Here is a 26,980-nt window from a genome sequence, read left to right as displayed (position 1 = left end):
TAAATCAAGGGCATGACGTTCCCAATACTGGGGTAAAACTTGGAGTGAGTTATGTCGGAAAATAAACACAACAGCTTGCTGTCTGGAGGGATCAGCCGTCGTACATTGGTGAAATCCAGTGGTGTCGCCGGGTTGGCGATGGCCGTGGGGGGCGTAGCATTGCCTTTTAGTCGCCGTGCGTTAGCCGATTCCGTTAGCGAAAGTGTACAAAAAACAGCAGAAGATAAAGTGGTGTGGGGCGCTTGTTCGGTTAACTGCGGTAGCCGCTGTGCTTTGCGTTTGCATGTGCGTGACGACGAAGTGTATTGGGTTGAAACCGATAACACCGGACTGGATGAATATGGCGATCATCAGGTGAGAGCCTGCTTGCGTGGCCGTTCTATTCGTCGTCGCATGAACCATCCTGAGCGATTGAATTACCCTATGAAACGCGTCGGTAAGCGGGGTGAAGGAAAATTCAAGCGTATCAGTTGGGAAGAGGCGTTCGACGAGATTGCTAACAACCTGAAGCGAATCGTCGAGAAGTACGGTAACGAAGCGGTATATATCAATTACACCTCCGGGATTGTCGGCGGCAATATTACCCGTTCATCGCCTTATGCTTCATTAGTCGCCCGTATGATGAACTGTTATGGCGGTTTCCTCAGCCATTATGGCACTTACAGCACCGCGCAAATCGCCTGCGCCATGCCGTACACCTACGGTAGTAATGACGGTAATAGCACTTCTGATATCGAAAACAGCAAGCTGGTGGTGATGTTTGGTAATAACCCGGCAGAAACGCGTATGAGCGGTGGCGGCATTACCTACTATCTGGAACAGGCACGTGAACGTTCCAATGCACGCATGATTGTTATCGATCCTCGTTATACCGATACCGCAGCCGGGCGTGAGGATGAATGGATCCCGATTCGCCCTGGCACCGATGCGGCTTTGGTCGCTGGACTGGCGCATGTGTTGATCAGCGAGAATTTGGTCGATCAGCCGTTCCTAGACAAATACTGCGTTGGCTATGACGAGAAAACGCTGCCTGCTGGTGCACCGGCCAATAGTCACTATAAAGCTTATATTCTTGGGCAAGGTGAAGATGGCGTTGAGAAAACGCCACAATGGGCTGAAAAAGTGACGGGTATTCCGGCCGACCGCATTATAAAACTGGCGCGGGAAATCGGCATGACTAAACCGGCCTATATTTGCCAAGGTTGGGGGCCACAGCGTCAAGCCAATGGTGAGCTGACCTCTCGGGCTATCGCTATGCTGCCAATTTTGACCGGTAACGTCGGTATTAATGGCGGTAACAGCGGGGCACGTGAATCGACCTATACCATTACTATTGAACGTATGCCGGTATTGGAAAATCCAGTAAAAACTCAGATCTCCTGTTTTAGCTGGACCGATGCTATCGTGCGTGGCTCGGAAATGACCGCTAAGCGTGACGGGGTACGCGGTAAAGACAAACTGGATGTGCCGATCAAATTCATCTGGAACTATGCCGGTAACACCATCACTAATCAGCACTCTGATATCAATAAAACCCACGATATTTTGCAAGATGACTCTCAGTGCGAAATGATCGTGGTGCTGGAAAACTTTATGACCTCGTCGGCGAAATATGCCGATATTTTGCTGCCGGATCTGATGACCGTCGAACAGGAAGACATCATTCCAAACGACTATGCCGGTAACATGGGTTACTTGATCTTTATCCAACCCGCCACCTCCGCCAAATTTGAACGTAAGGGCATTTATGAGGTGATGAGTGAAGTAGCGCGTCGTTTGGGGCCTGAAGTCCATCAGAAGTTCACCGAAGGGCGAACTCAAGCGGAATGGCTGCAATATCTGTACGCCAAAATGCTGGAAAAAGATCCGCAATTACCAAGTTACGAAGCGTTGCGCAGTATGGGGATCTATAAGCGAAAAGATCCGAATGGGCATTTCGTCGCGTACAAAAAATTCCGTCAAGATCCAGATGCTAATCCACTGAAAACACCGTCCGGTAAGATCGAAATCTACTCCGCTCGATTGGCTGAGATTGCTAACAGTTGGGAACTGGAAAAAGACGAAACCATCAGTCCATTACCGGTTTATGCCTCTACCTTTGAAGGTTGGGACGATCCGCTGCGTAAAACCTACCCGTTACAAATGTTTGGTTTCCACTACAAAGCACGTACTCACTCCACTTACGGCAATATCGATATCTTACAGGCGGCCTGCCGTCAGGAAGTATGGATCAATCCACTGGACGCTCAGTCACGCGACATTGTCGATGGTGACAACGTGCGAGTGTTCAATGGTCGCGGTGAAGTGCGTGTCGAAGCCAAAGTTACGCCACGTATTATGCCTGGCGTTGTCGCTATGGGGCAGGGAGCCTGGCATCAGGCCAATATGAATGGCGATCGTATCGATCATGGTGCCTGTATGAATACCCTGACCACCCATCGGCCTTCGCCGCTGGCTAAAGGTAATCCGCAGCATACCAACCTGATTCAAATCGAAAAGGCGTAAGGGGTAGCCAATGACTCAGCAATATGGATTCTTTATCGATTCAAGTCGTTGCACTGGCTGCAAAACCTGCGAGCTGGCCTGCAAAGACTATAAAAACCTGACGCCAGATGTCAGTTTCCGTCGCATTTATGAGTACGCCGGCGGTGATTGGCAACAAGATGGCGAAGGTTGGCATCAAAACGTGTTCGCCTATTACCTGTCGATCGCCTGTAACCACTGCGAGGAACCGGCTTGTGTCAAAGTGTGCCCAAGTGGTGCGATGCACAAGCGGGAAGACGGTTTTGTGGTGGTGAACGAAGATGTGTGTATCGGTTGTCGTTATTGCCATATGGCTTGTCCATACGGTGCACCACAGTACAACGCCGCTAAAGGGCACATGACCAAGTGCGATGGGTGCCATGAACGAGTGGCCGAAGGCAAAAAGCCGGTTTGTGTGGAGTCTTGCCCATTGCGGGCGCTGGACTTCGGTCCGATCGAGGAGCTTCGCCAACAGCATGGCACTTTGGCGCAGGTAGCTCCGCTGCCAGCCGCGCATTTTACCAAGCCGTGTATTGTGCTGAAACCGAATGCCAATAGCCGCCCAACGGGCGACACCACCGGCTACCTAGCCAATCCGAAGGAGGTTTGATATGGGCATGGGATGGCATGAATGGCCACTGATGCTGTTTACGGTGTTGGGGCAATGTGTGGTGGGTGCGCTTTTCGTGATGGGGCTCGCGTTGATTGGCGGCAACTTGAACGATCGTCAACGTCAGTCGGTACATCGTTCGATGTTCTACCTGTGGGTGTTGATGGGCGTTGCCTTTGTGGCGTCGACGTTGCACTTGGGTTCGCCGTTGCGTGCGTTTAACTCATTGAATCGCGTTGGAGCTTCGGCATTGAGTAATGAGATCGCCAGCGGTGCATTGTTCTTTGCCGTGGGTGGGATTTACTGGTTGCTGGCAGTGCTGGGCAAAATGCCACAGGCGCTGGGGAAAGTGTGGTTAGTGGTAGCGATGGTGCTGGGCGTGTTGTTTGTTTACGCCATGACACGAGTCTATCAAATCGACACTGTACCGACTTGGTACAACGGCTATACCACGCTGAACTTCTTCCTGACCGTGTTTATCGGTGGGCCATTGCTGGGCGTTCTGTTGCTACGTACGGCGGGGCTGGAAGTCTCCGCTCGTCGTTCGTTGGCGACGTTGAGCGTTGTCGCGCTGTTGATCAGTTTAGGTGCCGCGATGATGCAGGGCAGCGAACTGTCAACCATCAGCAGTTCCGTACAACAGGCTTCGGCACTCATCCCGCAATACGGTCAGTTAATGGTGTGGCGACTGGTGCTGATAGTGTTAGGCTTAGGCTGCTGGATTTGTCCATTACTGCGCCGTGGTAACGCGAGCGTAATGGGCATGGTTCTAGGCTTAATTCTGGTTATCGCTGGCGAGTTGATTGGGCGTGGCGTGTTCTACGGCCTGCATATGACTGTCGGCATGGCGGTAGCTGGTTAAATATTGTTGTTGGGCGCGGTTCAATTGTACTGCGCCCTTTATAGGATCCTTGATTTATGACGCTTGAAAATATCGCTTTAACTGGTCGGGTGTTGGGTGTGTTGTTGTATGCACCGCCAGAAAGTGAAGACTGCCAACAACTGCTGGCAACCTTGTCTGTTCCAGACTGGATCAAAGAGTGGCCGTATGGTGAAGCCGACCAGTTACAGGCTGCCGCAGCTTTGATAGCGACAGGGATTGAGGATCAGCAGGAAGAATCGTTGGCTGAGGTTTATCAACGCCTGTTTGTTGGCCCTGATGCATTACCTGCGCCGTTATGGGGCTCGGTGTATCTGGATCATGAGAAAGTATTGTTTGGCGATTCCACGCTACGTTTACGCAAGTGGTTGCGGGTGAATAGCATTGAAGCGCAACGCGATCAGAATGAACCAGAAGACCATATCGGCACTCTGTTAATGATGACGGCTTGGCTGGCAGAAGAACGTCAGAGTAGATTGGTTGAACAACTGTTGGTACAGCACCTGTTGCCTTGGGCTCCACGATTTTTAGCATTGCTACAAGAAAATGGTGGGCATCCATTCTACGTCGGGTTGGCGCAATTGGCGCAAATTACGCTGAATGCTTGGGCGACCGAATGTTCTGCTCCGGTTGAGTCTTTGGAACTGTATTTCTAATGAAGAATGAACAGCCGTTAAGTGCACAAGGCCGTCAGCGCCGGCGGCTGTTCACCGGTTGGATGGAACGTGCCAAGACGTTACCCACAGCCGAAATCCCGGTTTTACCTGCTGTTGCCCGGCCTCCTCAATCGCTACCAGAAACCTTGTTCACTTCTTTATGTCATGGCTGTGGCGACTGCGTGACGGCTTGTCCTTATGGTTTACTGACGTTGGATCAACAAGGTCACGTCATGCTCTCCATCGATTTTACCGAATGTGACCTCTGCCTGAAATGTACGACAGTTTGTCAAAGCGGGGCGTTACGTGAAGGCATGTTGGCGGATACCACATTGCGACCACAAATCAGTCTGAGTTGCTTAGGGCGACAAAACAGTTGTCAGGGCTGTCTGAATAGTTGCCCGCAACAAGCGTTAAGTTTTGATGACTCCCCAGAAGGTGAGCGGCGAGTGATCTGTGATGATGTGCGGTGCAACGGCTGTGGTGCATGTAAAGTATCCTGTTTTCACGGTCACATTACCCTGAGCCCCCAAGCGGAAAAACGGCTGCCAGCGACGCTGTAATTTACTTTTTTCGCCGTGCAATACAAATTGTGCGATCCACTAATAAGCGCTGATTGACTTTTTTATCGCCAGTGGCATGATGCGCGCACTTTCATTGTGTGTTCGGTTTCAATTTCGCTATGTCCGCTTATTCTCGCCCAGTGCTGTTATTGCTCTGCGGATTGTTGTTGCTTACGGTTTCTATGGCCGTATTGAATACATTAGTTCCTCTTTGGCTAACTCATGCTCAGTTATCAACTTGGCAAATCGGTATGGTCAGTTCCTGTTATTTCACCGGGAATCTGGTCGGAACGCTGAGTGCAGGTAAACTCATCAAGCGTGTCGGTTTTACACGTAGCTACCATCTTTCTTGTTTGGTCTTTGCGGTTGCAACGGCAGGTATGGCGTTGTCTTTGGATCCTTGGAGCTGGATGGGGTGGCGTTTCTTCGCGGGTGTCGGTTGTGCTTGGATCTGGGTTATCGTCGAAAGCGCCTTATTGCGTAGCGGTACGTTAAGTCACCGTGGTCAACTGCTGGCGGCTTATATGATGGTTTACTATCTTGGCACGGTAGCCGGGCAATTGTTATTGAGCATGGTTTCTACCCAACTCTTGCATGTAGTGCCGTGGCTAGTGGCGATCGTGATAGCTGCCATGTTACCGATGCTGTTTGCTCGCGTTAACGGGCAGGATGATGAGCAATCACAACACGTTTCCATCTGGTCGATGCTAAGACGCCGCAGTGCACGCTTGGGTATCAACGGCTGCATTATCTCCGGTATCGTATTGGGTTCATTGTATGGTTTGATGCCGCTGTATTTATCCCACCAAGGGATGAGCGATGCCAATGTGGGTTATTGGATGGCTTTGTTGGTAAGTGCCGGAATTTTTGGACAATGGCCGGTAGGGCGGATGGCCGATCGCTATGGACGCTTGTTGGTATTGCGCATTCAGGTGTTTGTGGTGATCTTGGCTAGCGTCGCGATGTTGAGTAATTACGCGATGGCACCCTCGCTATTCATCCTCGGTTGTGCGGGTTTTACTCTTTATCCGGTGGCGATGTCTTGGGCGTGTGAAAAAGTCATGCCACATGAGTTGGTGGCGATGAATCAAGCGCTGTTGATGAGCTACACCATCGGCAGTTTGTTAGGGCCAACCATGACAGCAATGCTGATGCAGAATTATTCCGATCGTGTGTTGTTTGTGATGACGGCTTCGGTTTCATTGCTGTATTTGATGATGTTGCTGAGAAAGCCAGATCATCACCCTACGCCGTTGGCTGCGGCCTAAATGTGAAAAAACCGGCTAGGCCGGTTTTTTTGTCTTCAATAAATCACTTTGTGGCCGTAGCTTTCCAGGATGCCTTTGACGCGATCCATGGTGTCGGCTTTGGGTGGATGGACTCCGTCTAACTTGTATTCTTCACCCATCGCTACCCACTTGTGTTTGCCTAACTCGTGATACGGCAGCAATTCGATCTTCTCAATATTGGTCATGTCTTTGGTGAACTCGCCCAGTAGGTGCGTAGATGCGTCATCGTCTGACCAACCCGGTACCACGACGTAGCGAATCCAAGTACGTTGGTTGCGTTTTGCCAAATAGCGAGCGAACTCCAACGTGCGATGGTTCGATACACCGACCAGATTCTGGTGAATATCGTCATTCATCTGTTTGAGATCGAGCATCACTAAATCGGTAGTATCCAGCAGTTCGTCGATCACTGGATCGTAACGACGTACAAAACCGTTGGTGTCCAGACAGGTACTGATACCTTCTTCATGACATGCACGGAACCAGTCACGCACGAACTCAGCTTGTAGAATGGCTTCACCACCGGAAGCGGTCACGCCGCCGCCAGAAGCGTTCATAAAGTGACGATAAGACACCGTATCTTTCATCAACTCTTCAACGGTGACTTCTTTCCCACCATGAGTGTCCCACGTATCACGGTTGTGGCAATACAGGCAGCGCATTAGGCAGCCTTGGAAGAAAACGATAAAGCGGATACCTGGGCCATCAACGGTGCCACAGGATTCGAAGGAGTGAATTCGACCGATCACTGACATTGCGGGGTTTTCTCCAAAATTGACTATCGAACGTAGTCTAACTGTTTTGCCGGATAACCATATCAGTATAGATACCTGGCAAAACAGACTCAGTGACGAGTTAGAGAGTGTAGCGTTATTTATAGTAAAAAGGCCGGATAAAACCGGCCTTGGTATTCAGTTTGCTGCGGCAGTCACCTACCGCAGCTACCGTTCCTTACATGCTTTGAGTAAAGGTACGGGTGATAACGTCTTGTTGCTGTTCTTTAGTCAGCGAGTTGAAGCGTACTGCGTAACCAGATACACGAATGGTCAACTGAGGATATTTCTCAGGGTGTTCCATTGCGTCCAGCAGCATTTCACGGTTCATCACGTTAACGTTCAGGTGTTGACCACCTTCGATGGAGGCTTCGTGGTGGAAGTAACCATCCATCAGACCAGCCAGGTTCGCTTTACGAACGTCGTCGTCTTTACCCAGTGCGTTTGGCACGATAGAGAAGGTGTAAGAGATACCATCTTTCGCGTAAGCAAACGGCAGTTTAGCAACGGAAGTCAGAGAGGCAACCGCACCTTTCTGGTCACGACCGTGCATTGGGTTAGCACCTGGGCCGAATGGTGCGCCAGCACGACGACCATCTGGGGTGTTACCCGTTTTCTTACCATACACGACGTTAGAGGTGATGGTCAGAACAGACTGGGTTGGAACCGCGTTACGGTAGGTGCGCAGTTTCTGAATTTTCTTCATGAAACGTTCTACCAGGTCACAAGCGATGTCATCAACGCGAGCATCGTTGTTACCGAACTGCGGATATTCACCTTCGATTTTGAAGTCTGTCGCCAGACCGTCTTCGTCACGGATGGTGGTCACTTTGGCATATTTGATAGCAGACAGGGAGTCAGCTGCTACAGACAGACCCGCGATACCACAAGCCATGGTGCGATAAACGTCACGGTCATGCAGTGCCATCAGCGCAGCTTCGTAGCTGTACTTGTCGTGCATGTAGTGAATGATGTTCAGTGCAGTCACGTACTGTTTAGCCAGCCAATCCATAAAGTGATCCATACGTTCCATCACTTTATCGTAGTCCAGCACGGTATCCATCATTGGCGCTTCTTTCGGGCCAACCTGCATTTTCAGTTTTTCATCAACGCCGCCGTTGATTGCATACAACATGGTTTTCGCCAAGTTTGCACGTGCACCGAAGAACTGCATTTGCTTACCAACAATCATCGGGCTGACACAACAAGCGATGGCATAGTCATCGTTGTTGAAGTCTGGGCGCATCAGATCGTCGTTTTCGTACTGTACAGAAGAGGTGTCGATAGACACTTTAGCTGCATATTTCTTGAAGTTCAGAGGCAGTTTTTCAGACCAAAGGATGGTCATGTTTGGCTCTGGCGATGGCCCCATGGTGTACAGGGTGTTCAAGAAACGGAAGCTGTTTTTGGTAACCAGTGTACGGCCATCAACGCCCATACCCGCCAGAGATTCAGTTGCCCAGATTGGGTCACCAGAGAACAACTCATCGTATTCTGGAGTACGCAGGAAGCGAACCATACGCAGTTTCATGACCAAGTGGTCAATCAGTTCCTGAGCTTGGATTTCAGTCAGTTTGCCAGCCTTGATGTCGCGCTCAATGAACACGTCCAAGAAGGTAGACACACGGCCGAAGGACATCGCAGCACCGTTCTGAGATTTCACCGCAGCCAGGTAGCCGAAGTAAGTCCACTGAACCGCTTCTTGTGCGGAAGTCGCTGGGCCAGAAATGTCGTAGCCGTATTTGGCGGCCATTTCTTTGATTTGAGCCAGAGCGCGATGCTGTTCAGCAATTTCTTCACGCAGTTGGATGGTCATTTCCAAATCTTTACCATTTTCCAAATCGTCTTGCAGGGATTTGAATTGGTTAAATTTGTCAGCCATCAGGAAGTCGATACCGTACAGCGCAACGCGACGGTAGTCACCGATGATACGGCCACGGCCATACGCATCTGGCAAACCAGTCAGAACACCGGATTTACGGCAGTTCATAATGTCTTTGGTGTAAACATCGAATACGCCCTGGTTGTGGGTTTTGCGGTAGTCGGTGAATACTTTTTTCAGCTGTGGATCGAGTTCGCGGCCATAAACTTTGCACGAACCTTCAACCATTTTGATGCCGCCGAATGGGATCAGCGCACGTTTCAGAGGGGCATCAGTTTGCAAACCAACGATGGTTTCCAGATCTTTAGCAATGTAGCCAGCGTCGTGGGAAGTGATGGTCGCGGCAATGTTGGTGTCGAAATCAACTGGAGCATGAGTGCTGTTCTCCAGTTTGATCCCTTCCATAACTTTGTCCCACAGGGTGGTGGTAGCCTGAGTCGCGCCAGCCAGGAAGGACTCGTCACCCTCGTAAGGGGCGTAGTTTTTCTGGATGAAGTCACGCACGTTGACTTCTTTCTGCCAGTCACCCTCACCGAAACCTGTCCAGGCTTTAGCTAACTTCTCGTTAAGTACGGTCATTATACACCTACCTTCTAATGTGGATTTCTTTGTAACCCGGCGCTGCCGTGACAATCAGCTTAGTGCTGTTGTTCACCACGACGCAGATAAATTACCCAATAAGTCAACCCGACCAACAGACCACCGCCAATGATATTACCAATGGTGACTGGGATTAGGTTGTCGATAATAAAGTTGCTTATGGTCAGATCAGGGAATTGTGCAGGAGTCGCCCCTACGGCTTGCCAGAATTCTGGGGTGGCAAAGTTTTTGACCACGATACCCATAGGGATCATAAACATGTTAGCGATGCTGTGCTCGAAACCGCTGGCAACAAACATGGCAACCGGCAGGATCATGACGAACATTTTATCCATCAGACTGCGGCCAGAGTAGCTCATCCAAACAGCTAGGCAGACCATCAGGTTAGCCAGGATGCCGAGACAAACGGCTTCGATAAAGGTGTGATGCATCTTATGATCGGCAGTCTGCAAGACGTTAAGTCCCCACAGGCCATTGGCCGTCATATATTCACCGGAGAACCAAATCAAGGCGACGAAGAATAGTGCGCCAATCAGGTTGCCAATATAAACATTGAGCCAGTTAGTCGCCAATTGCCCCCAGGTGATGCGGCCACTTGCTTTGGCGATCACGGTAAGGACGGTAGAGGTGAATAAGTCGGCACCACACACCACAACCAGCATTAACCCCATTGAGAAGCAGATGCCGCCGACCAGTTTTGCTAGGCCGAAAGGGATAGTGGAAGTTCCAGTGGTCGCAGTGATATAGAACACAAATGCGATAGAAATGAAGACACCAGCAGTAATCGCCAAATAAAATGTTTTCAGCGGTTGTTTGGTGGCTTTATAAACGCCTGCATCTTCGGCAACTTTCGCCATTGCAGCAGGTAATAACAGATCGAAGGGGTTGTCAGCTTTCACACTAACTCTCGCTCTTAAGGGTTAATACAATGCAATGAGATACTAGCAAAGCAGTATAGGGTAAAAATTGATTTGGATCATAACGCGGAAAATTAAAACGGGTAAAAACCGCTCTCTGAGAAGGGTTTTTGGTTTTAATTTGTTGATTTTTAATGTAAAAATATTTTTTAATGTTTGCAAAAATTTTTGAAGTAACTGCTTATAGTTAACCTCTATAGGTTAAATTATAGCACTTATTGTCATTTTTTACGCAATTAAGATTAATCATCATGTAATTATTAATTCACTAGTGCGTAACAATTGCTGCATTATTTATTTTTTTGGTGAAATTGTGCGTAATTATAGAGAAATGGAGAGGGGGATAATTAATTTTTTTGCCAGATAAATGCGCCCGCAGTTTGGGCTGTAGGCGCATTAATTCAGTGTTATGCCTTCGCCCAATGACGACGTTTGGCCGCTTGCAGTTTTTCATAGGCAGCTAACAGCGCCTGATGAGCCGGCAAGGCTTTCAAATCGCTATCGACAGCAAACAGACCGTTGAAACGTTCTTCACCACAAATTGCCGCAGATGCTGCATCCACCGCGTCTTGACCATACATTTTGATGAAAGCGCTGTGGTATTGAGACGGGGAGCGCTCTGGCTCCAATGCCAACAGCAGCAAGGTTTGCAGGCAACGATAATAATTGCTGCGTGCCGGAGTAAACACTGAAGCATTGAACTCTTGCGTCCATTCCGCCCAGATCAGAGCTTGATCGAGATCGCCGCCCGCCAATGCCAGCATAGATTTCAATTCGCCCACACGCAGAGTGTACCAACCGTTGTCTTTGCCTGAGGCAATCCCCAGCAACTCACGCACACGGGTCAAGTCGTCTAACCCTTCGTCGTCCAATTGTTGGATCAACGTCAGATACTCTTCCGGTTCCCACTTACTACCCGGTAGAGCCAACAGCGTTTCACGCAGATGCGCACCCATACTGTTGTTTGCCAACAACAAGTCTTCCGCTGGATAAATGTCTGACATCCCCGGCACAATAATACGGCAAGCGTACACATCCAGATGTTCGTAATCGGCGATGTAAACTTCGGCATCTTCTTTATTAAAGATAGCCATTAGTGTCGCAAACTCTTCTTGTGTGCTGCCGCTGAAACTCCAGTCAACAAACGGATAGTCGGCGTCTTGCTTGAACATGTCCCAAGAGATCAGACCGCTGGAATCGATGAAGTGGGTTTCCAGATTGGCGTGTTCGGCCACTTCTTCATCATCGAAAGTCGGTGCAGTGAACACATCCAGATCCTTCAGACTGCGGCCTTGCAGCAGCTCAGTCACGGTACGTTCCAGCGCGACGCCGAAATCAGGGTGTGCGCCGAAGGAAGCGAAACAGGTGCCGTTGCTTGGGTTGAACAACACCACGCAGATCACCGGATAGTTACCGCCCAGTGAGGCATCATAAGACAGGATCGGGAAACCTTCTTCTTCCAGCTTGGCAATCGCTTCTACCACGCCTGGATAACGGTTCAGCACTTCGGCAGGGATTTCTGGCAGGCTGATCGATTCGGCGATAATGCGGTTTTTCACATAGCGCTCGAAAACTTCAGACAACCCTTGGACTCGGGCTTCGTTGGCGGTGTTGCCGGCAGACATGCCGTTAGAAACATACAGGTTGCCAATGATATTCATCGGGATATACACGGTTTGTTGATCGGACTGGCGAGTGAATGGCAGCGCGCAGATCCCACGATCGCCATTCCCGGATTGCAGATCGATCAGATCGCTGGCAGCGACTTCTTGCTCAGGATTGTAAAATGCGTGTAGACGTTGGTCGAGAATACCTTCGGGTAGGCTGTTATCGTTCGGGATCGGGAACCATTTCTCATTTGGATAATGAACAAAATCCCCTTCGGCGATCTGCTTACCTAAATAAAAATCGGCAAAGAAATAGTTGGTGGACAAACGTTCAAAGTACTCGCCCAACGCGGAAGCCAATGCAGCTTTTTTGCTAGCGCCTTTGCCATTAGTGAAGCACAACGGGCAATCACGATCGCGGATATGCACCGACCAGACGTGTGGCACCGGGTTTAACCAAGAGGCTTCTTCGATATTGAAGCCCAAATCAGTCAGTTTTTGCTGAAACCGGGCGATGGAATCTTCTAGTGCGGCGTCTTTACCAGGGATAAAAGTTTGCGTCATTGTCTTCACTTTATTGAGCGTACTAAAAGTGCGCAATGATACGGGGTTTTAGTATTAAGCTCCACGGTTTCCTAAATCATTGCGAATGTCACAGTTTTCATAGGGATAACCGGCATAATGCCTCGGGTTTTCTATTTACGGAGAAAGGTAATGAAATCAGTGAAACTCAGCGTATTGGCATTATTATTGGCGGGGGCGAGCGGTTCTGCATTGGCACTGCCTTCGATCACTTTGTTGGCGACCGGCGGTACCATTGCTGGTGGTGGTGAGTCTGCTACCAAATCTAATTATACGGCAGGGAAGCTGGGTGTTGATGCATTGCTGGAAGCAGTTCCGGAGTTGAAAAATGTCGCTAAAGTACAAGGTGAGCAGGTGGTTAACATCGGTTCGCAAGACATGAATGATGAGGTGTGGTTAAAACTGGCGAAGAAGATCAACGCAGATTGCTCTAAGACTGACGGTTTCGTGATTACCCACGGCACTGACACTTTAGAGGAAACGGCTTACTTCCTCGATCTGACGGTGAAGTGTGATAAACCGGTGGTGATCGTCGGGGCTATGCGCCCGGCCACAGCGATGAGTGCCGATGGTCCGTTTAACTTGTACAACGCGGTGGTAACAGCGGCAGATCCTCAGTCGGCCAAACGCGGTGTGTTGGTGGCAATGAATGATACGGTGCTGGATGGCCGTGATGTCACCAAAACTAATACCACCTCAGTGCAAACCTTCCAATCCCCTAATTACGGGCCATTAGGTTACATCCATAACGGCAAAGTCGACTATCAGCGTTCACCTGAGCGTAAACACACCACGCAAACGCCGTTTGATGTCAGTAAGCTGACCGAATTACCGAAAGTTGGCATTATTTATAACTATGCCAATGCCTCCGATGCTCCGGCCAAAGCACTGATTGCAGAAGGTTATCAGGGGATCGTTAGCGCAGGTGTCGGTAACGGAAACCTGTACAAAACCGTGTTTGATACTCTGGCTACGGCTGCGCATCAAGGTGTTGCTATCGTGCGTTCTTCACGTGTACCGACCGGTTCTACGACTGAAGACGCTGAAGTTGATGATGCTAAATTCGGTTTTGTTGCCTCTGGCACGTTGAACCCGCAAAAATCACGTATTTTGCTGCAACTGGCGTTGACTCAGACCAAAGACTACAAACAGATCCAACAAATGTTCAATCAGTATTAATTTCCTTTCTTGGGGGCGTTACGCCCCCAATCATGCTCTTCGCTAGATATAAATCCGCATAACATCTGATGTTCAGTGTTTTATCACAAAAAAACACACTAAGACGGTAGAGCCTATTCTTGCGCAACAAAAGGGATCGCCAACCTCGGGCGAATAAGCGTTGCAGGTGGGTTACGTGAGTGATAAAACCGATAAGTTAGTTATCTCGGGCGTATTTCAGTTGCCAATTATATTGGCGAAATAGTGAAAGTGGTGAGGGGAAATGACTCAGGTTTATAATTTTAGCTCTGGCCCGGCAATGTTGCCGGTGGAAGTGTTGCGTCGTGCAGAACAGGAATTGTGCAACTGGCACGGTCTGGGCACTTCGGTAATGGAAATCAGCCATCGCAGTAAAGAATTTATCGCAGTTGCCGAGCAATCCGAACAGGATCTGCGCGATCTATTGAAAGTCCCCTCTAACTATAAAGTGCTGTTCTGCCATGGCGGTGCACGTGCGCAGTTTGCGGCATTACCGTTGAATTTACTGGGTGATCAAACCCGTGCTGACTATATCGACGGTGGCTACTGGGCGCACAGCGCGATTAACGAAGCGGAAAAATACTGTACGCCAAATGTGATTGACGTGAAAACGACCGTTGACGGTTTGCGTGCTATTCAACCGATGAAAGAGTGGCAGTTGAACGACGATGCCGCCTATGTGCATTACTGCCCGAATGAAACCATTGATGGCGTTGCCATTGATGAAACTCCCGATTTCGGCGACAAAATCGTGGTCGGCGATTACTCATCGACCATCTTGTCTCGCCCGCTGGACGTGAGCCGCTTTGGTGTGATCTACGCCGGTGCGCAGAAAAATATTGGCCCAGCCGGTTTAACGTTAGTGATTGTGCGTGAAGATTTGCTGGGTAAAGCGCGCCGTGAAGTGCCGTCGATCCTCGATTACACTGTGCTGGCGGAAAATGATTCGATGTTCAACACCCCACCGACGTTCGCTTGGTATCTGTCTGGCTTGGTGTTCAAGTGGTTGAAAGAACAGGGGGGATTGGTTGAAATGGAAAAGCGTAATCAAGCCAAGGCAGAGTTACTGTATTCCACCATCGATCATTCAGATTTTTATCGTAACCAGGTTGCGGTTTCGAACCGTTCTTGGATGAACGTACCGTTCCAACTGGCTGATCCTGCGTTGGACAAAGTGTTCTTGAGCGAAGCCGAAGCCATTGGCCTGCAAGCCTTGAAAGGCCACCGTGTGGCGGGCGGGATGCGTGCATCTATCTATAATGCAATGCCGCTGGCTGGTGTGAAGATGCTGACCGATTTTATGGTAGAGTTCGAACGTCGCCACGGCTGATTATTTTAATTGTTTGTATTTAAAGCGGCTCTGAGTTTTTTCAGAGCCGTTTCGTTGATCAGATTTTGGAGATTTTTGTTCACATGGTGGATTCCCTGACGTTACAACCGGTCGCTTTGGTCAATGGCACCGTCAACTTACCCGGCTCCAAGAGCGTATCTAACCGTGCTCTGCTGCTGGCTGCGCTGGCAGAGGGGACAACTACGTTAACCAATCTGCTAGACAGCGACGATGTGCGCCATATGCTGAATGCGCTACAGGCGCTGGGCGTCAATTATCAACTTTCTGCCGATCGCACCACTTGCCGAGTTGAAGGTGTCGCTGGCCCGCTAATCGCTAAACAGCCGTTGGAGTTGTTCTTGGGCAATGCGGGTACCGCGATGCGTCCATTGACGGCGGCGCTGTGTCTGGGGAATGGCGATGTTGTTCTCACCGGCGAACCGCGCATGAAAGAACGCCCAATTGGTCATTTAGTTGATGCTTTGCGTCAAGGTGGCGCGCAGGTTGATTATCTCGAGCAAACCGATTACCCGCCAATTCGCTTGCGTGGTGGTTTTAATGGTGGCGATGTGAGCGTTGATGGCAGCGTTTCCAGCCAATTCCTGACGGCATTACTGATGACCGCACCGTTGGCAGAGCAGGACACCCATATTCATATTAAAGGTGAATTGGTTTCCAAACCATATATCGACATCACTTTGCACCTGATGAAAACGTTTGGCGTGGAAGTGAGCCACGCGAACTACCACGTGTTCCATATCCGTGGTCAGCAAACTTACCGTTCACCGGGTGATTATTTGGTGGAAGGCGATGCGTCTTCTGCGTCTTATTTCTTAGCGGCTGCCGCGATCAAGGGCGGCACCGTGCGCGTTACTGGCATCGGCAAGAAAAGTGTGCAAGGTGATACCAAGTTTGCTGATGTGCTGGAAAAAATGGGCGCACGCGTTACTTGGGGTGATGATTTCATCGAATGCAGTCGTGGCGAACTAAAAGGTATCGACATGGATATGAATCATATCCCAGATGCAGCCATGACCATCGCCACCACTGCGTTGTTCGCCAAAGGGCCGACAACCATTCGCAATATCTATAACTGGCGTGTAAAAGAAACCGACCGTTTAGCGGCGATGGCGACAGAATTGCGTAAAGTCGGGGCGACGGTCGATGAGGGTGAGGATTACATTCACGTCACTCCTCCAGCTAAGTTGCAAGTGGCTGAAATTGGCACCTATAACGATCATCGTATGGCGATGTGCTTCTCGTTGGTGGCATTGTCGGATACCCCGGTGACTATTCTCGACCCGAAATGTACGGCAAAAACTTTCCCGGATTATTTCGAACAGTTGGCACGAATCAGCCAGTTAGCTTAATCAAACATCTTATAGATTCAGGGCTCCTTCATCAGAGCCTTTATTTTTCAACGCTCAGCATCCGTTGTTTCTTTTATACTTTTTTCTTATTTGTGGCTTTATTTTCAACAACCGGACAGTTCCTAGGTAACAGTTCTCCTGTCAGGCGCGTATAATATGCCACCGAGTTTGCCCGGTTAGGGGCAAATTAAGCAGGGACGGCATAACTGCTTGTACTCTGTGAGGTTTTTTACCCGAAGGAGAGAGAAATGACGGCTATAGCCCAGGTAATAACCGTTGATGGACCAAGCGGCGCAGGTAAAGGTACGTTGTGCAAAGCATTGGCAGAAGCCCTTGGTTGGCATTTGCTGGATTCTGGTGCAATTTATCGCGTACTGGCACTGGCAGCATTACACCATCAAGTGGATATTACCTCTGAAGAGGCATTGGTTCCGCTGGCCGCACATCTCGACGTCCGCTTCGTCGCTCAGGACGGCAAGTTGCAGGTGATTTTGGAAGGTGAGGATGTCAGTAACGAGATCCGCACTGAAACCGTGGGGAATACGGCATCTCAGGCCGCAGCTTTCCCACGTGTACGTGAAGCATTATTACGTCGCCAACGTGCATTCCGCGAGGCTCCCGGCTTGATTGCCGATGGCCGTGATATGGGCACCGTTGTGTTCCCAGATGCACCGGTTAAAATTTTCCTCGACGCCAGCTCGGAAGAGCGCGCGCATCGCCGTATGCTACAGTTGCAGGAAAAGGGCTTTAATGTTAACTTTGAACGTCTTTTAGCCGAGATAAAGGAGCGGGATGACCGCGACCGTAACCGGCCTATCGCACCGTTGGTACCTGCTGTCGACGCATTAGTACTGGATTCAACCAGTATGTCAATCGACGAAGTGATTCAGCGTGCGCTGTCATATGCTCAAGAAGTGTTGGCGTTGCCTCAGCAATAAGTGTGGCGACGCTTTTAGCCTTTTGTCATATTTGTCATTGTATTGCGATAGTAGTAATGAAATATATCGGGTAAAATCTTACCCCTGTAACCTAACCCCTGTCGGCATGGAGCCAATGGCGGGGTATGTCAAACAACCCCATTCGGCGGGACGCTAAATGGACGTTAAACTAAAGAACCCTGAAGATTAACAACATGACTGAATCTTTCGCTCAACTCTTTGAAGAATCCCTGAAAACAATCGAAACCCGTCCGGGTTCCATCGTTCGTGGTGTTGTTGTTGCTATCGACAAAGACGTAGTACTGGTTGACGCCGGTCTGAAATCTGAGTCTGCCATCCCGGCTGAGCAATTCAAAAACGCCGCTGGCGAACTGGAAATCCAGGTTGGTGACGAAGTTGATGTTGCTCTGGACGCGGTTGAAGATGGTTTCGGCGAAACTCTGCTGTCTCGTGAGAAAGCTAAGCGTCACGAAGCTTGGATCACTCTGGAGAAAGCTTACGAAGAAGCTGAAACTGTAATTGGCGTGATCAACGGCAAAGTGAAGGGTGGCTTCACTGTCGAGCTGAACGGCATTCGTGCGTTCCTGCCAGGTTCACTGGTAGACGTGCGTCCAGTACGTGACACTCTGCACCTGGAAGGCAAAGAGCTTGAGTTCAAAGTCATCAAGCTGGATCAGAAGCGCAACAACGTTGTTGTTTCTCGTCGTGCAGTAATCGAATCCGAAAACAGCGCAGAACGTGATCAACTGCTGGAAAACCTGCAAGAAGGCATGGAAGTTAAAGGTATCGTTAAGAACCTTACTGACTACGGTGCATTCGTTGATCTGGGCGGCGTTGACGGCCTGCTGCACATCACTGACATGGCTTGGAAACGCGTTAAGCACCCAAGCGAAATCGTCAACGTTGGTGATGAAATCACAGTTAAAGTGCTGAAGTTCGACCGCGAGCGTACTCGTGTTTCCCTGGGCCTGAAACAACTGGGCGAAGATCCATGGGTTGCTATCGCGAAACGTTACCCAGAAGGCACCAAGCTGACTGGTCGTGTTACCAATCTGACTGATTACGGCTGCTTCGTAGAAATCGAAGAAGGCGTTGAAGGTCTGGTACACGTTTCTGAAATGGATTGGACCAACAAAAACATCCATCCGTCCAAAGTTGTTAACGTGGGCGATGTAGTGGAAGTGATGGTTCTGGACATCGATGAAGAGCGTCGTCGTATCTCCTTGGGTCTGAAGCAGTGCAAAAACAACCCATGGCAGCAATTCGCAGAAACTCACAACAAAAACGACCGCGTTGAAGGTAAAATCAAGTCTATCACTGACTTCGGTATCTTCATCGGCCTGGACGGCGGCATCGACGGCCTGGTTCACCTGTCTGACATCTCCTGGAACGTTGCAGGCGAAGAAGCAGTTCGTGAATACAAGAAAGGCGACGAAATCGCAGCTGTGGTTCTGCAAGTTGACGCAGAGCGCGAGCGTATCTCCTTGGGCGTGAAGCAACTGGCTGAAGATCCGTTCAATAACTACCTGTCTATGAACAAGAAAGGTACTATTGTTACTGGTAAAGTCACAGCAGTTGACGCTAAAGGTGCTACAGTTGAATTGGCAGGCGGTGTAGAAGGTTACCTGCGTGCTTCTGAGGCTTCTCGCGACCGCATTGAAGACGCAACTCTGGTTCTGAACGTTGGTGATGATGTTGAAGCTAAATTCACTGGTGTTGACCGTAAGAACCGTGTTGTAAGCCTGTCCGTCCGTGCTAAGGACGAAGCAGATGAGAAAGATGCTATTGCTGTTGTTAACAACAAGCCAGAAGAAAGCAACTTCTCTAACGCTATGGCTGAAGCTTTCAAAGCGGCTAAAGGCGAGTAATGACGGGGGGCGGTCGATGACCGCCCCGATACGGTAGTTTAGCTGCAAAAGCTTGGAGGTAATATGACCAAGTCTGAACTTATTGAAAGACTTGCTGGCCAGCAATCTCATGTCCCGGCAAAGGCCGTTGAGGATGCAGTGAAAGAGATGCTTGAGCATATGGCTGCAACGCTGGCTGATGGCGAGCGCATCGAGATCCGTGGATTCGGCAGTTTTTCTCTTCACTACCGTGCTCCGCGCGTCGGTCGTAACCCGAAAACGGGTGACAAAGTTGATTTGGAAGGTAAGTACGTCCCTCACTTCAAACCTGGCAAAGAGTTACGTGACCGCGCCAATATCTATGAAAACTCATAGAGTTGTTGCTTGTAAAAAATATGAAACGGTACCTTAGGGTGCCGTTTTTTTTCGCTTAAAAAATATCGTCAGCCTCTCGTTATCTTGTTTTATACCCGCATAAATCCCTGCAAATTTGCGTAACTGCACGCAGTTTTTTGTTCGCCAACTCTTATTACATCAATTGATTGCGTAACTCCTCCAAAGTCGGTGATTTGCTGCTGGTCGCTTAAAAAATGCTGCGTAATATCCAAGGCAATCATTAGCTGCTAGGGAGATGCGCTATCAAGATTTCTGTCGATGTTGCCGCAATAGCGCTGGTGTTAGGGATCTTGCCGTTGCTGTTTTTACCGGAGTTACCTTCGAGCTCTTGGATGCTGGTTATTACCGTAATCGCATTAGGGTTATGGTGCAGAAAAGAGTGGTGGTTTTGTCAGGTCGCGGCATGGTTATTGATAGGGTTCGTATTCGCTGTTTTTAGCGCAATGGTATTGCGGCAACAAATAGCCTCTTTAGGTGGCAAAACACAAGATGTTGTTGCGACTATCCAAAGCGTGCGTTTTGCAGGTATGGATCAATCAAAGGCACTATTTCGCATAGAGCAGATTGATGGACGTTGGCTATTTCCGGCCATCGCCTTTAGTGCTAATTGGCAACAGGATGATTGGTGTGCTGGGCAACATTGGAAAATGCGGGTTCGTTTCAGACCGGTACATAGTCGCTTGAATGAAGGTGGTTTCGATGGTCAGCGTTGGGCTGTTGCTCGCCGCCAGCCATTAAGTGGTTATATTCAAACAGCTCAACTGCTGGAGACGAGTTGTAGCTGGCGGCAGGGGATTATCAGCCATGTTGATAACCAGATTACTATGTTGCCGCAGCGTGGAATATTGCTAGCACTGGCCTTTGGCGAACGTTCATTGATGGAAAAATCCACTCGTGAACAATTACTCAAAACTGGTGTGGCACATCTGATGGCGATATCGGGCTTACATATCTCTCTGGCTGCGATGTTGGCTTGGGGCGCTGCACGAGCGCTGCAATATCCATTGCCAGCAAGATATATCAGCTATCGTTTTCCTTTGTTCGCGAGCGGTTTACTGGCATTGGGGTATGTCTGGTTGGCCGGAGTACAGCCGCCAGCTCTGCGGGCAGCAATAGCGTTGTCACTGTGGATGCTATTGCGAATTCGCGGTGTGCATTGCTCATCGTGGCAGGTATGGCTGTGGTGCGTCTGTCTGATATTGCTGAGTGATCCATTGGCTGTACTGTCTGACAGTTTTTGGCTTTCTGCTTTAGCGGTTGCTGCGTTGATATTTTGGTTTGAATGGGCTCCGTTATCCGCGCGTTTTAGTCGGCGTTGGTATCATGCTCCATTACGTTGGTTACATATTCAATTGGGTATGACGTTGTTGCTCATGCCACTACAGTTTGGTTTGTTTCACGGCGTAAGCTGGACATCGTTACCCGCTAATCTATGGGCTGTACCGATCGTTTCATTACTGACGGTACCGTTGATTTTGTTAGCGTTAGTGGTTGGTGTTATCCCGTCATTGGCTGAACCCTTATGGTGGATAGCGGATTACACCTTGGGTTGGGCGTTGTGGCCATTGCCCTATCTTGAGCAAGGGTGGATACGGCTAGGTGCAGCAGTGTTGCAGTTCAGTGTGTTGGGTTGGTTGTTAGTCGTTTGCTGGCGTTTTCACTGGTGGCGCTATTTCCCGTTTGGATGCGCGACTGCCGTCATCTGTTGCCTGTTATGGCGCGAGCGTACACCTGATTACCGCTGGCGGGTCGATATGCTGGATGTCGGGCATGGACTCGCCGTTGTGATAGAGCAGGGCGGCAAAGCCATTATTTATGACAGTGGCGATCGCTGGGAAAGTGGCAGTGCGGCTGAACGGGAGATCTTACCGTATTTACATTGGCGGGGCTTATCGCTTGAACAAATTATTATCAGCCATAGCCATCAAGATCATATTGGCGGATTAACCGCCTTGGCACAGGCATTCCCCCGTGCCAGCGTGCGCTCACCGTTGAAGGACTCAGGGCATTTACCTTGTACTCAAGGCCAGCGCTGGCAATGGCAACAACTGAATTTTCAGGTGTTATGGCCACCACAACGCCAGATTCTGGCAGGTAATGATGATTCTTGCGTTATTCGTGTTGATGATGGCAAACATAGCTTATTGCTGACGGGTGATCTTGAAAAAAAAGGAGAATTTGCATTATTACAGCGGCGAGATGAGTTACCTTCGACCATACTGCAAGTGCCACATCATGGCAGTAAGACTTCGTCATCAGCGCCATTTTTACGCGCGGTGGCACCTAAACTAGCGATTGCCTCGGCTTCTCGCTATAACATTTGGCGTTTGCCTGCGGAAAAAATTATCAATCGTTACCGCGATAATCGCGTGCTTTGGCGCGATACTTCGCGCTCTGGACAGCTAAGTGTGTTTTTTTTCGACAATGATTGGCAAATTAAAGGCTTTCGTGAACAATTAATGCCCCGTTGGTACCATCAGCGGTTTGGCGTAGAGGGTGATAATGAGTAAAATAGGCCGCTATTTCTTCCGATGCTGGTATCTGCATGATGAATGATAAAGATCTCTCCACCTGGCAGACGTTCCGTCGCCTCTGGCCGATGATCACACCTTTTAAGGCTGGGCTGATTGTAGCCGCCGTTGCGTTAGTACTTAACGCTGCCAGCGACACCTTTATGTTGTCTTTACTTAAACCCCTGCTCGATGATGGTTTTGGCAAAGCGGAAAGCAATGTTCTGGTTTGGATGGCGTTGGCCGTTGTTGGTTTGATGGTGGTTCGTGGCATCTCTGGTTTTGTTTCCAGTTACTGCATCTCCTGGGTTTCAGGTATGGTTGTAATGCACATGCGTCGCCGTTTGTTCGGCCATATGATGCGTATGCCGGTCGCCTTCTTTGACCAACAATCGACCGGTACGCTACTGTCGCGTATTACCTATGACTCAGAGCAAGTTGCTTCTTCCTCTTCTAGCGCCTTGGTGACCGTGGTGCGTGAAGGGGCTTCGATCATCGCTCTGTTCACGATGATGTTCTATTACAGCTGGAAGCTTTCGGTGATTTTGATCGTATTGGCCCCAATCGTTTCGTTCGCGATCCGTCTGGTTTCCAAGCGCTTCCGTAATATCAGCAAAAATATGCAAAACACCATGGGGCAAGTGACCACCAGTGCGGAGCAAATGCTGAAAGGGCACAAAGAAGTGCTGATTTTCGGCGGACAACAGGTTGAGACTGAACGTTTTGACTCTGTCAGTAACCGCATGCGTCAGCAGGGGATGAAGCTGGTCTCCGCTTCTTCTATCTCTGATCCGATTATTCAGTTGATCGCTTCACTGGCACTGGCATTTGTATTGGTTGCGGCTAGTTTCCCTAGCGTAATGGAAACACTGACTGCCGGTACTATCACTGTCGTGTTCTCCTCAATGATCGCACTGATGCGTCCGTTGAAGTCTTTGACTAACGTCAACGCCCAGTTCCAGCGTGGGATGGCAGCGTGCCAGACTCTGTTCTCTATTCTCGACATGGAACAGGAAAAAGACACCGGTACGCGTGAAGTGGCTCGTGCTAAAGGGGATATCGAGTTCCGTAACGTGACTTTCTACTATCCAGGGAAAGAAACACCGGCACTGCGTGATATCAACCTGAGTATCTCTGAAGGGAAAACCGTGGCGCTGGTTGGGCGTTCTGGTTCAGGTAAATCGACGATCGCGAACCTGCTGACGCGTTTTTATGACGTGCAGGAAGGCGAAATCCTGATGGATGGTCACGATCTGCGTGAATACACGTTGTCTTCATTGCGCGATCAGGTTGCGCTGGTATCGCAGAACGTTCACCTGTTTAACGACACCATTGCCAATAACATCGCTTATGCGCGTGAAGATCGCTATTCCCGTGAAGAGATTGAAACCGCCGCGCGTATGGCTTACGCGATGGACTTCATCGATAAGATGGAAAATGGTCTGGACACCGTGATCGGCGAGAACGGTGTGATGCTCTCTGGCGGTCAACGTCAGCGTATTGCCATCGCGCGTGCCTTGTTGCGTGATTGCCCGATCTTGATTCTGGACGAAGCAACCTCAGCGCTGGACACGGAATCTGAACGTGCGATTCAGGCAGCACTGGATGAATTGCAGAAGAACCGTACCTCACTGGTGATCGCTCACCGTCTGTCTACCATCGAAAAAGCCGATGAAATTCTGGTTATTGAAGATGGTCGTATTGTTGAGCGCGGCGAACACCAAACCTTGCTTGACGAGCGCGGGGTTTATGCCCAACTTCACCGTATGCAGTTTGGCCAATAATGATCGAACGTATCTGGTCCGGTAGCTCGCTAATCTACTTGTTGCTGTTACCACTCTCTTGGCTGTTTGGCCTAGTGAGTGGTTTGATTCGTCTGAGTTATCGGTTGGGTTGGCGTAAAAGCTGGCGTGCGCCAGTGCCAGTGGTGGTAGTGGGAAACCTCACTGCGGGTGGCAATGGCAAAACGCCAACGGTGATCTGGCTGGTGGAACAGCTACAGCAGCGTGGACATCGTGTGGGTGTGGTTTCACGGGGTTATGGCGGTAAATCAGCGGTTTACCCGCTGTTGCTGGAGGCAAAAACCACCACGCAACAAGCGGGGGATGAGCCGGTGCTGATTTATCAACGTACAGGAGCGCCGGTAGCCATTTCGCCCAACCGCTGTGAGGCGGTACAGGCATTGCTAAAACAGCATCAACTCGATTTCGTGATTACCGATGATGGCTTACAGCACTATGCGCTACAGCGCGATTTTGAGTTGGTGGTGATTGACGGTGTACGTCGCTTTGGTAATGGCTGGTGGTTACCTGCTGGGCCGATGCGTGAACGTGCGTCGCGCCTCAAAACGGTTGATGCCTGCATTACCAATGGCGGTGTCGCGCAGTCGGGTGAAATTGCCATGAAATTACAGGCACAGGATGCTATCAATATTGCTACCGGCGAGCGTCGTTCGGCAGTGCAACTGGCTCCGGTAATTGCGATGGCGGGTATTGGGCATCCACCACGTTTTTTCGCTACGCTGGAGAAGTTAGGTGTGGAAGCCGAACAGGAAGTGCCGTTTGCCGATCATCAGGAATATACTCATCCACAGTTGGCTGAACTGACCAATGCAGGACAAACGTTGCTAATGACAGAGAAAGATGCGGTGAAATGCCGTGCTTTTGCTCAGCCTAACTGGTGGTACCTACCGGTTGATGCCGTATTTCCCACCGAGCAGGCTGAGCAGTTATTGCAACGTATTGAGGCGTTACGCCAATAAATCGAGCTGACTCTCGTTAAGCTCTAAAGCTAAAGCACAGGCCCACAACGAACGTTGTTGGGTCTGTTGATATAACGCCAACTCATCAATCACTCCTGCTCCTAACGCCTGTTCAAATGCCGCACGGCTAGATGTCTCATTAAATTGTGCATGGTGGTCATCGCCCAGATTGGATTGGAAGATACCTGCGGCGCTGACTGGCAAGAAGTCCTCATAGACTAACGGTTGGAAGCGAATGTAATCTTTGGTGATCAATTGTTCCAGAGTGATTTTTCTATCCAGTGTGGTTTTAGCGGCTAAGCCAGATTCTGTCGGGAAGTAACGGAACCAAGCTAATTGTTGTACGCGTAACGTGGCATAATCGTCAGGAAACTCTTGAAAATGTTCCATCAGTAACTGGTTATAGCGGGTAGCGTTCTTCTCACTTGGCGGTGCTTGCAAAGCATCATTAGTGGCTTGTAATAATCTATCGTATAACGCTCGACCTTTTGGTGTGAGCGCCACTCCGCGTTGTTCTATTTCACCGAAACGTGCAGTGTGATGACCGGCAACGGTGCTGCCATCCAGCTCAACAAAAGCGACCTGTTCTTCGAGTGCTTTAAAGCTGGTTTGACGTAATAGGATCGGGCATTTACGCGGCGGCGGACCTTCGATCACCGCTTTTGGTGTAATACCACGGCTTGGCATCGCATTCTGTACCGTATCAATGTTGAGAGTTCGTGGTGTTAAGTGATTAATGTGGGGTCCTTTGAACGCCACGACATCGGCGATCAGACGATGCTGATCGTGTAGCCGTTGATATTCTGCGGTGGTCACCGTGGCATGATTGTGCCAACGAAAGGTTTCTAAGGCTTCGGTAACAAACTCCTGTGCTTGGGCATGGTCTAATCCATCTTGTGCATCATGCAAAGTGATCAGTTCCAATACACGTTCAGTAAAAATTCTACGCCGTTCTAACAGTTGTTGCGCCAGTGAACGCAGTTCTGGATTATCGATCAACTCAAGGCGCAGTAGGGACGTGAAAACTCGAAACGGGCTGGCTTGTAGTTCATCTTCATGCACCGCACGAAATGCAGTGGAATGTACTGGCACACCAGCAACGGCCAAATCGTAATAACCCACCGGTTCCATACCCATCACGTTAAACAAGCGACGTAAGGTGGAAAGCTCTGAGGCCGTTCCCACACGAATGGCTCCGTGACGCTCCATTGACAACCGTGCGATCTCACCAGTGATCTGCAACTGATGCGCTAATTCAGCGTTTTCACTTAGTACCTGCCGGTTAGTTTCAGCGACTAATTCCAGCAGATCGCCATAAAGAGGAACCTCATTCTGATACATGTCTGACATGGCGCGGGAGAATTGAGCGCGGATCTCATTCGGGGAGACGAACTGCAGGGCGGTCATGTGTAAGATTCCTTGTGTTAACATTGTCTGATAATTATTATTTTTGGCGGTGATACTACCGCTATTCCTCTCAAGTCTAGCCAGATCGTCGGTGATTTGTTATGGGATGGTTAAATCTATTGTGATTTTATGAGTTGGCTCTCATTTGCTGATGGACTAATTAATGAAAAATACAAAAAATAATTCATGTAAAATCAGATGGATAAAATTAAGCATACTGCGATTACAAAAATAGTCATATAAAACCCTTGTTTCCGGTTAGCGTTTATGAGTTAATGCAGTCCGGGTTGTGATACAGACCTATTTATGTTTGAGTTTAGAGTAAAGCAGTTCCTCCAACGA

General features: G+C 49.5%; 20 protein-coding genes. 15 read left to right on the top strand and 5 right to left on the bottom strand.

Going from position 1 to position 26,980, the window contains the following annotated elements:
- Positions 1–51 precede the first annotated feature (51 nt).
- The 6 genes from ynfE (at position 52) to AC3ISQ_RS13720 (ending at position 6,500) form a co-directional block, all read left to right on the top strand.
- Positions 52–2,505, top strand: a complete 2,454-nt coding sequence (gene ynfE, locus AC3ISQ_RS13745; RefSeq protein WP_489347327.1) for a selenate/tellurate reductase subunit YnfE — start codon at positions 52–54, stop codon at positions 2,503–2,505.
- A 10-nt stretch (positions 2,506–2,515) separates the two neighbouring features.
- Positions 2,516–3,133 carry a DMSO/selenate family reductase complex B subunit gene (locus AC3ISQ_RS13740; RefSeq protein ID WP_489347325.1) on the top strand — a complete coding sequence of 206 codons (618 nt, stop codon included), beginning with the start codon at positions 2,516–2,518 and terminating at the stop codon, positions 3,131–3,133.
- A 1-nt stretch (position 3,134) separates the two neighbouring features.
- Entirely contained in the window at positions 3,135–3,995 is an 861-nt protein-coding gene (locus AC3ISQ_RS13735; RefSeq protein WP_489347323.1) for a dimethyl sulfoxide reductase anchor subunit family protein, read from the top strand.
- 56 nt (positions 3,996–4,051) lie between these two features.
- On the top strand, positions 4,052–4,669 hold the full coding sequence (dmsD, locus tag AC3ISQ_RS13730) for a Tat proofreading chaperone DmsD (RefSeq protein ID WP_489347321.1): 618 nt from the start codon (positions 4,052–4,054) through the stop codon (positions 4,667–4,669).
- The gene (gene napF, locus AC3ISQ_RS13725) at positions 4,669–5,232 is read left to right on the top strand and encodes a ferredoxin-type protein NapF (protein ID WP_489347320.1); all 564 of its coding nucleotides are present in this window, start codon (positions 4,669–4,671) and stop codon (positions 5,230–5,232) included. Before dmsD ends, napF begins: the two co-directional genes overlap by 1 nt.
- A 119-nt stretch (positions 5,233–5,351) precedes the next feature.
- Positions 5,352–6,500, top strand: coding sequence for an MFS transporter (locus AC3ISQ_RS13720; protein ID WP_489347318.1), 1,149 nt, complete (start codon positions 5,352–5,354; stop codon positions 6,498–6,500).
- Positions 6,501–6,535: 35 nt separating this feature from the next.
- Here the strand turns inward: AC3ISQ_RS13720 and pflA are convergent, their stop codons facing one another.
- The 4 genes from pflA to ycaO form a co-directional block, all read right to left on the bottom strand.
- Complete coding sequence (pflA, locus tag AC3ISQ_RS13715) at positions 6,536–7,276, bottom strand: pyruvate formate lyase 1-activating protein (protein ID WP_489347317.1); 741 nt, start codon at positions 7,274–7,276, stop codon at positions 6,536–6,538.
- Positions 7,277–7,472: 196 nt separating this feature from the next.
- A complete protein-coding gene (gene pflB / locus AC3ISQ_RS13710; protein WP_489347315.1) occupies positions 7,473–9,755 on the bottom strand; it encodes a formate C-acetyltransferase in 2,283 nt (760 codons plus the stop codon).
- Between the two features lie 59 nt (positions 9,756–9,814).
- Complete coding sequence (focA, locus tag AC3ISQ_RS13705) at positions 9,815–10,675, bottom strand: formate transporter FocA (RefSeq protein WP_489347313.1); 861 nt, start codon at positions 10,673–10,675, stop codon at positions 9,815–9,817.
- 425 nt (positions 10,676–11,100) lie between these two features.
- Positions 11,101–12,864, bottom strand: coding sequence for a 30S ribosomal protein S12 methylthiotransferase accessory factor YcaO (gene ycaO, locus AC3ISQ_RS13700; RefSeq protein ID WP_489347311.1), 1,764 nt, complete (start codon positions 12,862–12,864; stop codon positions 11,101–11,103).
- A gap of 150 nt (positions 12,865–13,014) precedes the next feature.
- Between ycaO and ansB the strand changes: the two genes are divergently transcribed.
- The 9 genes from ansB to lpxK all read left to right on the top strand — a co-directional run bounded on the left by ansB (position 13,015) and on the right by lpxK (position 25,231).
- A complete protein-coding gene (gene ansB, locus AC3ISQ_RS13695; RefSeq protein WP_489347309.1) occupies positions 13,015–14,061 on the top strand; it encodes an L-asparaginase 2 in 1,047 nt (348 codons plus the stop codon).
- A gap of 262 nt (positions 14,062–14,323) precedes the next feature.
- Positions 14,324–15,409: a 3-phosphoserine/phosphohydroxythreonine transaminase gene (serC, locus tag AC3ISQ_RS13690; RefSeq protein ID WP_489347308.1), complete on the top strand. Its 1,086-nt coding sequence runs from the start codon at positions 14,324–14,326 to the stop codon at positions 15,407–15,409.
- A gap of 83 nt (positions 15,410–15,492) precedes the next feature.
- Positions 15,493–16,779 (top strand): 3-phosphoshikimate 1-carboxyvinyltransferase, encoded by a 1,287-nt coding sequence (gene aroA, locus AC3ISQ_RS13685; RefSeq protein ID WP_489347306.1) that lies wholly within the window; start codon positions 15,493–15,495, stop codon positions 16,777–16,779.
- Between the two features lie 248 nt (positions 16,780–17,027).
- Complete coding sequence (cmk, locus tag AC3ISQ_RS13680; RefSeq protein WP_489347304.1) at positions 17,028–17,717, top strand: (d)CMP kinase; 690 nt, start codon at positions 17,028–17,030, stop codon at positions 17,715–17,717.
- Positions 17,718–17,911: 194 nt separating this feature from the next.
- Positions 17,912–19,585 carry a 30S ribosomal protein S1 gene (rpsA, locus tag AC3ISQ_RS13675; RefSeq protein ID WP_489347302.1) on the top strand — a complete coding sequence of 558 codons (1,674 nt, stop codon included), beginning with the start codon at positions 17,912–17,914 and terminating at the stop codon, positions 19,583–19,585.
- 63 nt (positions 19,586–19,648) lie between these two features.
- Positions 19,649–19,939 (top strand): integration host factor subunit beta, encoded by a 291-nt coding sequence (gene ihfB, locus AC3ISQ_RS13670; RefSeq protein ID WP_489347300.1) that lies wholly within the window; start codon positions 19,649–19,651, stop codon positions 19,937–19,939.
- A gap of 299 nt (positions 19,940–20,238) precedes the next feature.
- The gene (locus AC3ISQ_RS13665) at positions 20,239–22,470 is read left to right on the top strand and encodes a ComEC family protein (RefSeq protein ID WP_489347299.1); all 2,232 of its coding nucleotides are present in this window, start codon (positions 20,239–20,241) and stop codon (positions 22,468–22,470) included.
- A gap of 35 nt (positions 22,471–22,505) precedes the next feature.
- Positions 22,506–24,254 (top strand): lipid A ABC transporter ATP-binding protein/permease MsbA, encoded by a 1,749-nt coding sequence (gene msbA, locus AC3ISQ_RS13660; protein WP_489347297.1) that lies wholly within the window; start codon positions 22,506–22,508, stop codon positions 24,252–24,254.
- Entirely contained in the window at positions 24,254–25,231 is a 978-nt protein-coding gene (gene lpxK / locus AC3ISQ_RS13655; RefSeq protein ID WP_489347295.1) for a tetraacyldisaccharide 4'-kinase, read from the top strand. The genes msbA and lpxK overlap by 1 nt, the downstream gene beginning before the upstream one ends.
- Here the strand turns inward: lpxK and hglS are convergent.
- Positions 25,220–26,638: a 2-oxoadipate dioxygenase/decarboxylase HglS gene (hglS, locus tag AC3ISQ_RS13650; RefSeq protein WP_489347293.1), complete on the bottom strand. Its 1,419-nt coding sequence runs from the start codon at positions 26,636–26,638 to the stop codon at positions 25,220–25,222. The genes lpxK and hglS overlap by 12 nt on opposite strands.
- Between the last annotated feature and the right edge of the window lie 342 nt (positions 26,639–26,980).

The sequence above is a fragment of the Serratia sp. KH_031 genome, assembly GCF_057839655.1.
This window is presented reverse-complemented; position numbering and strand designations above follow the sequence as displayed.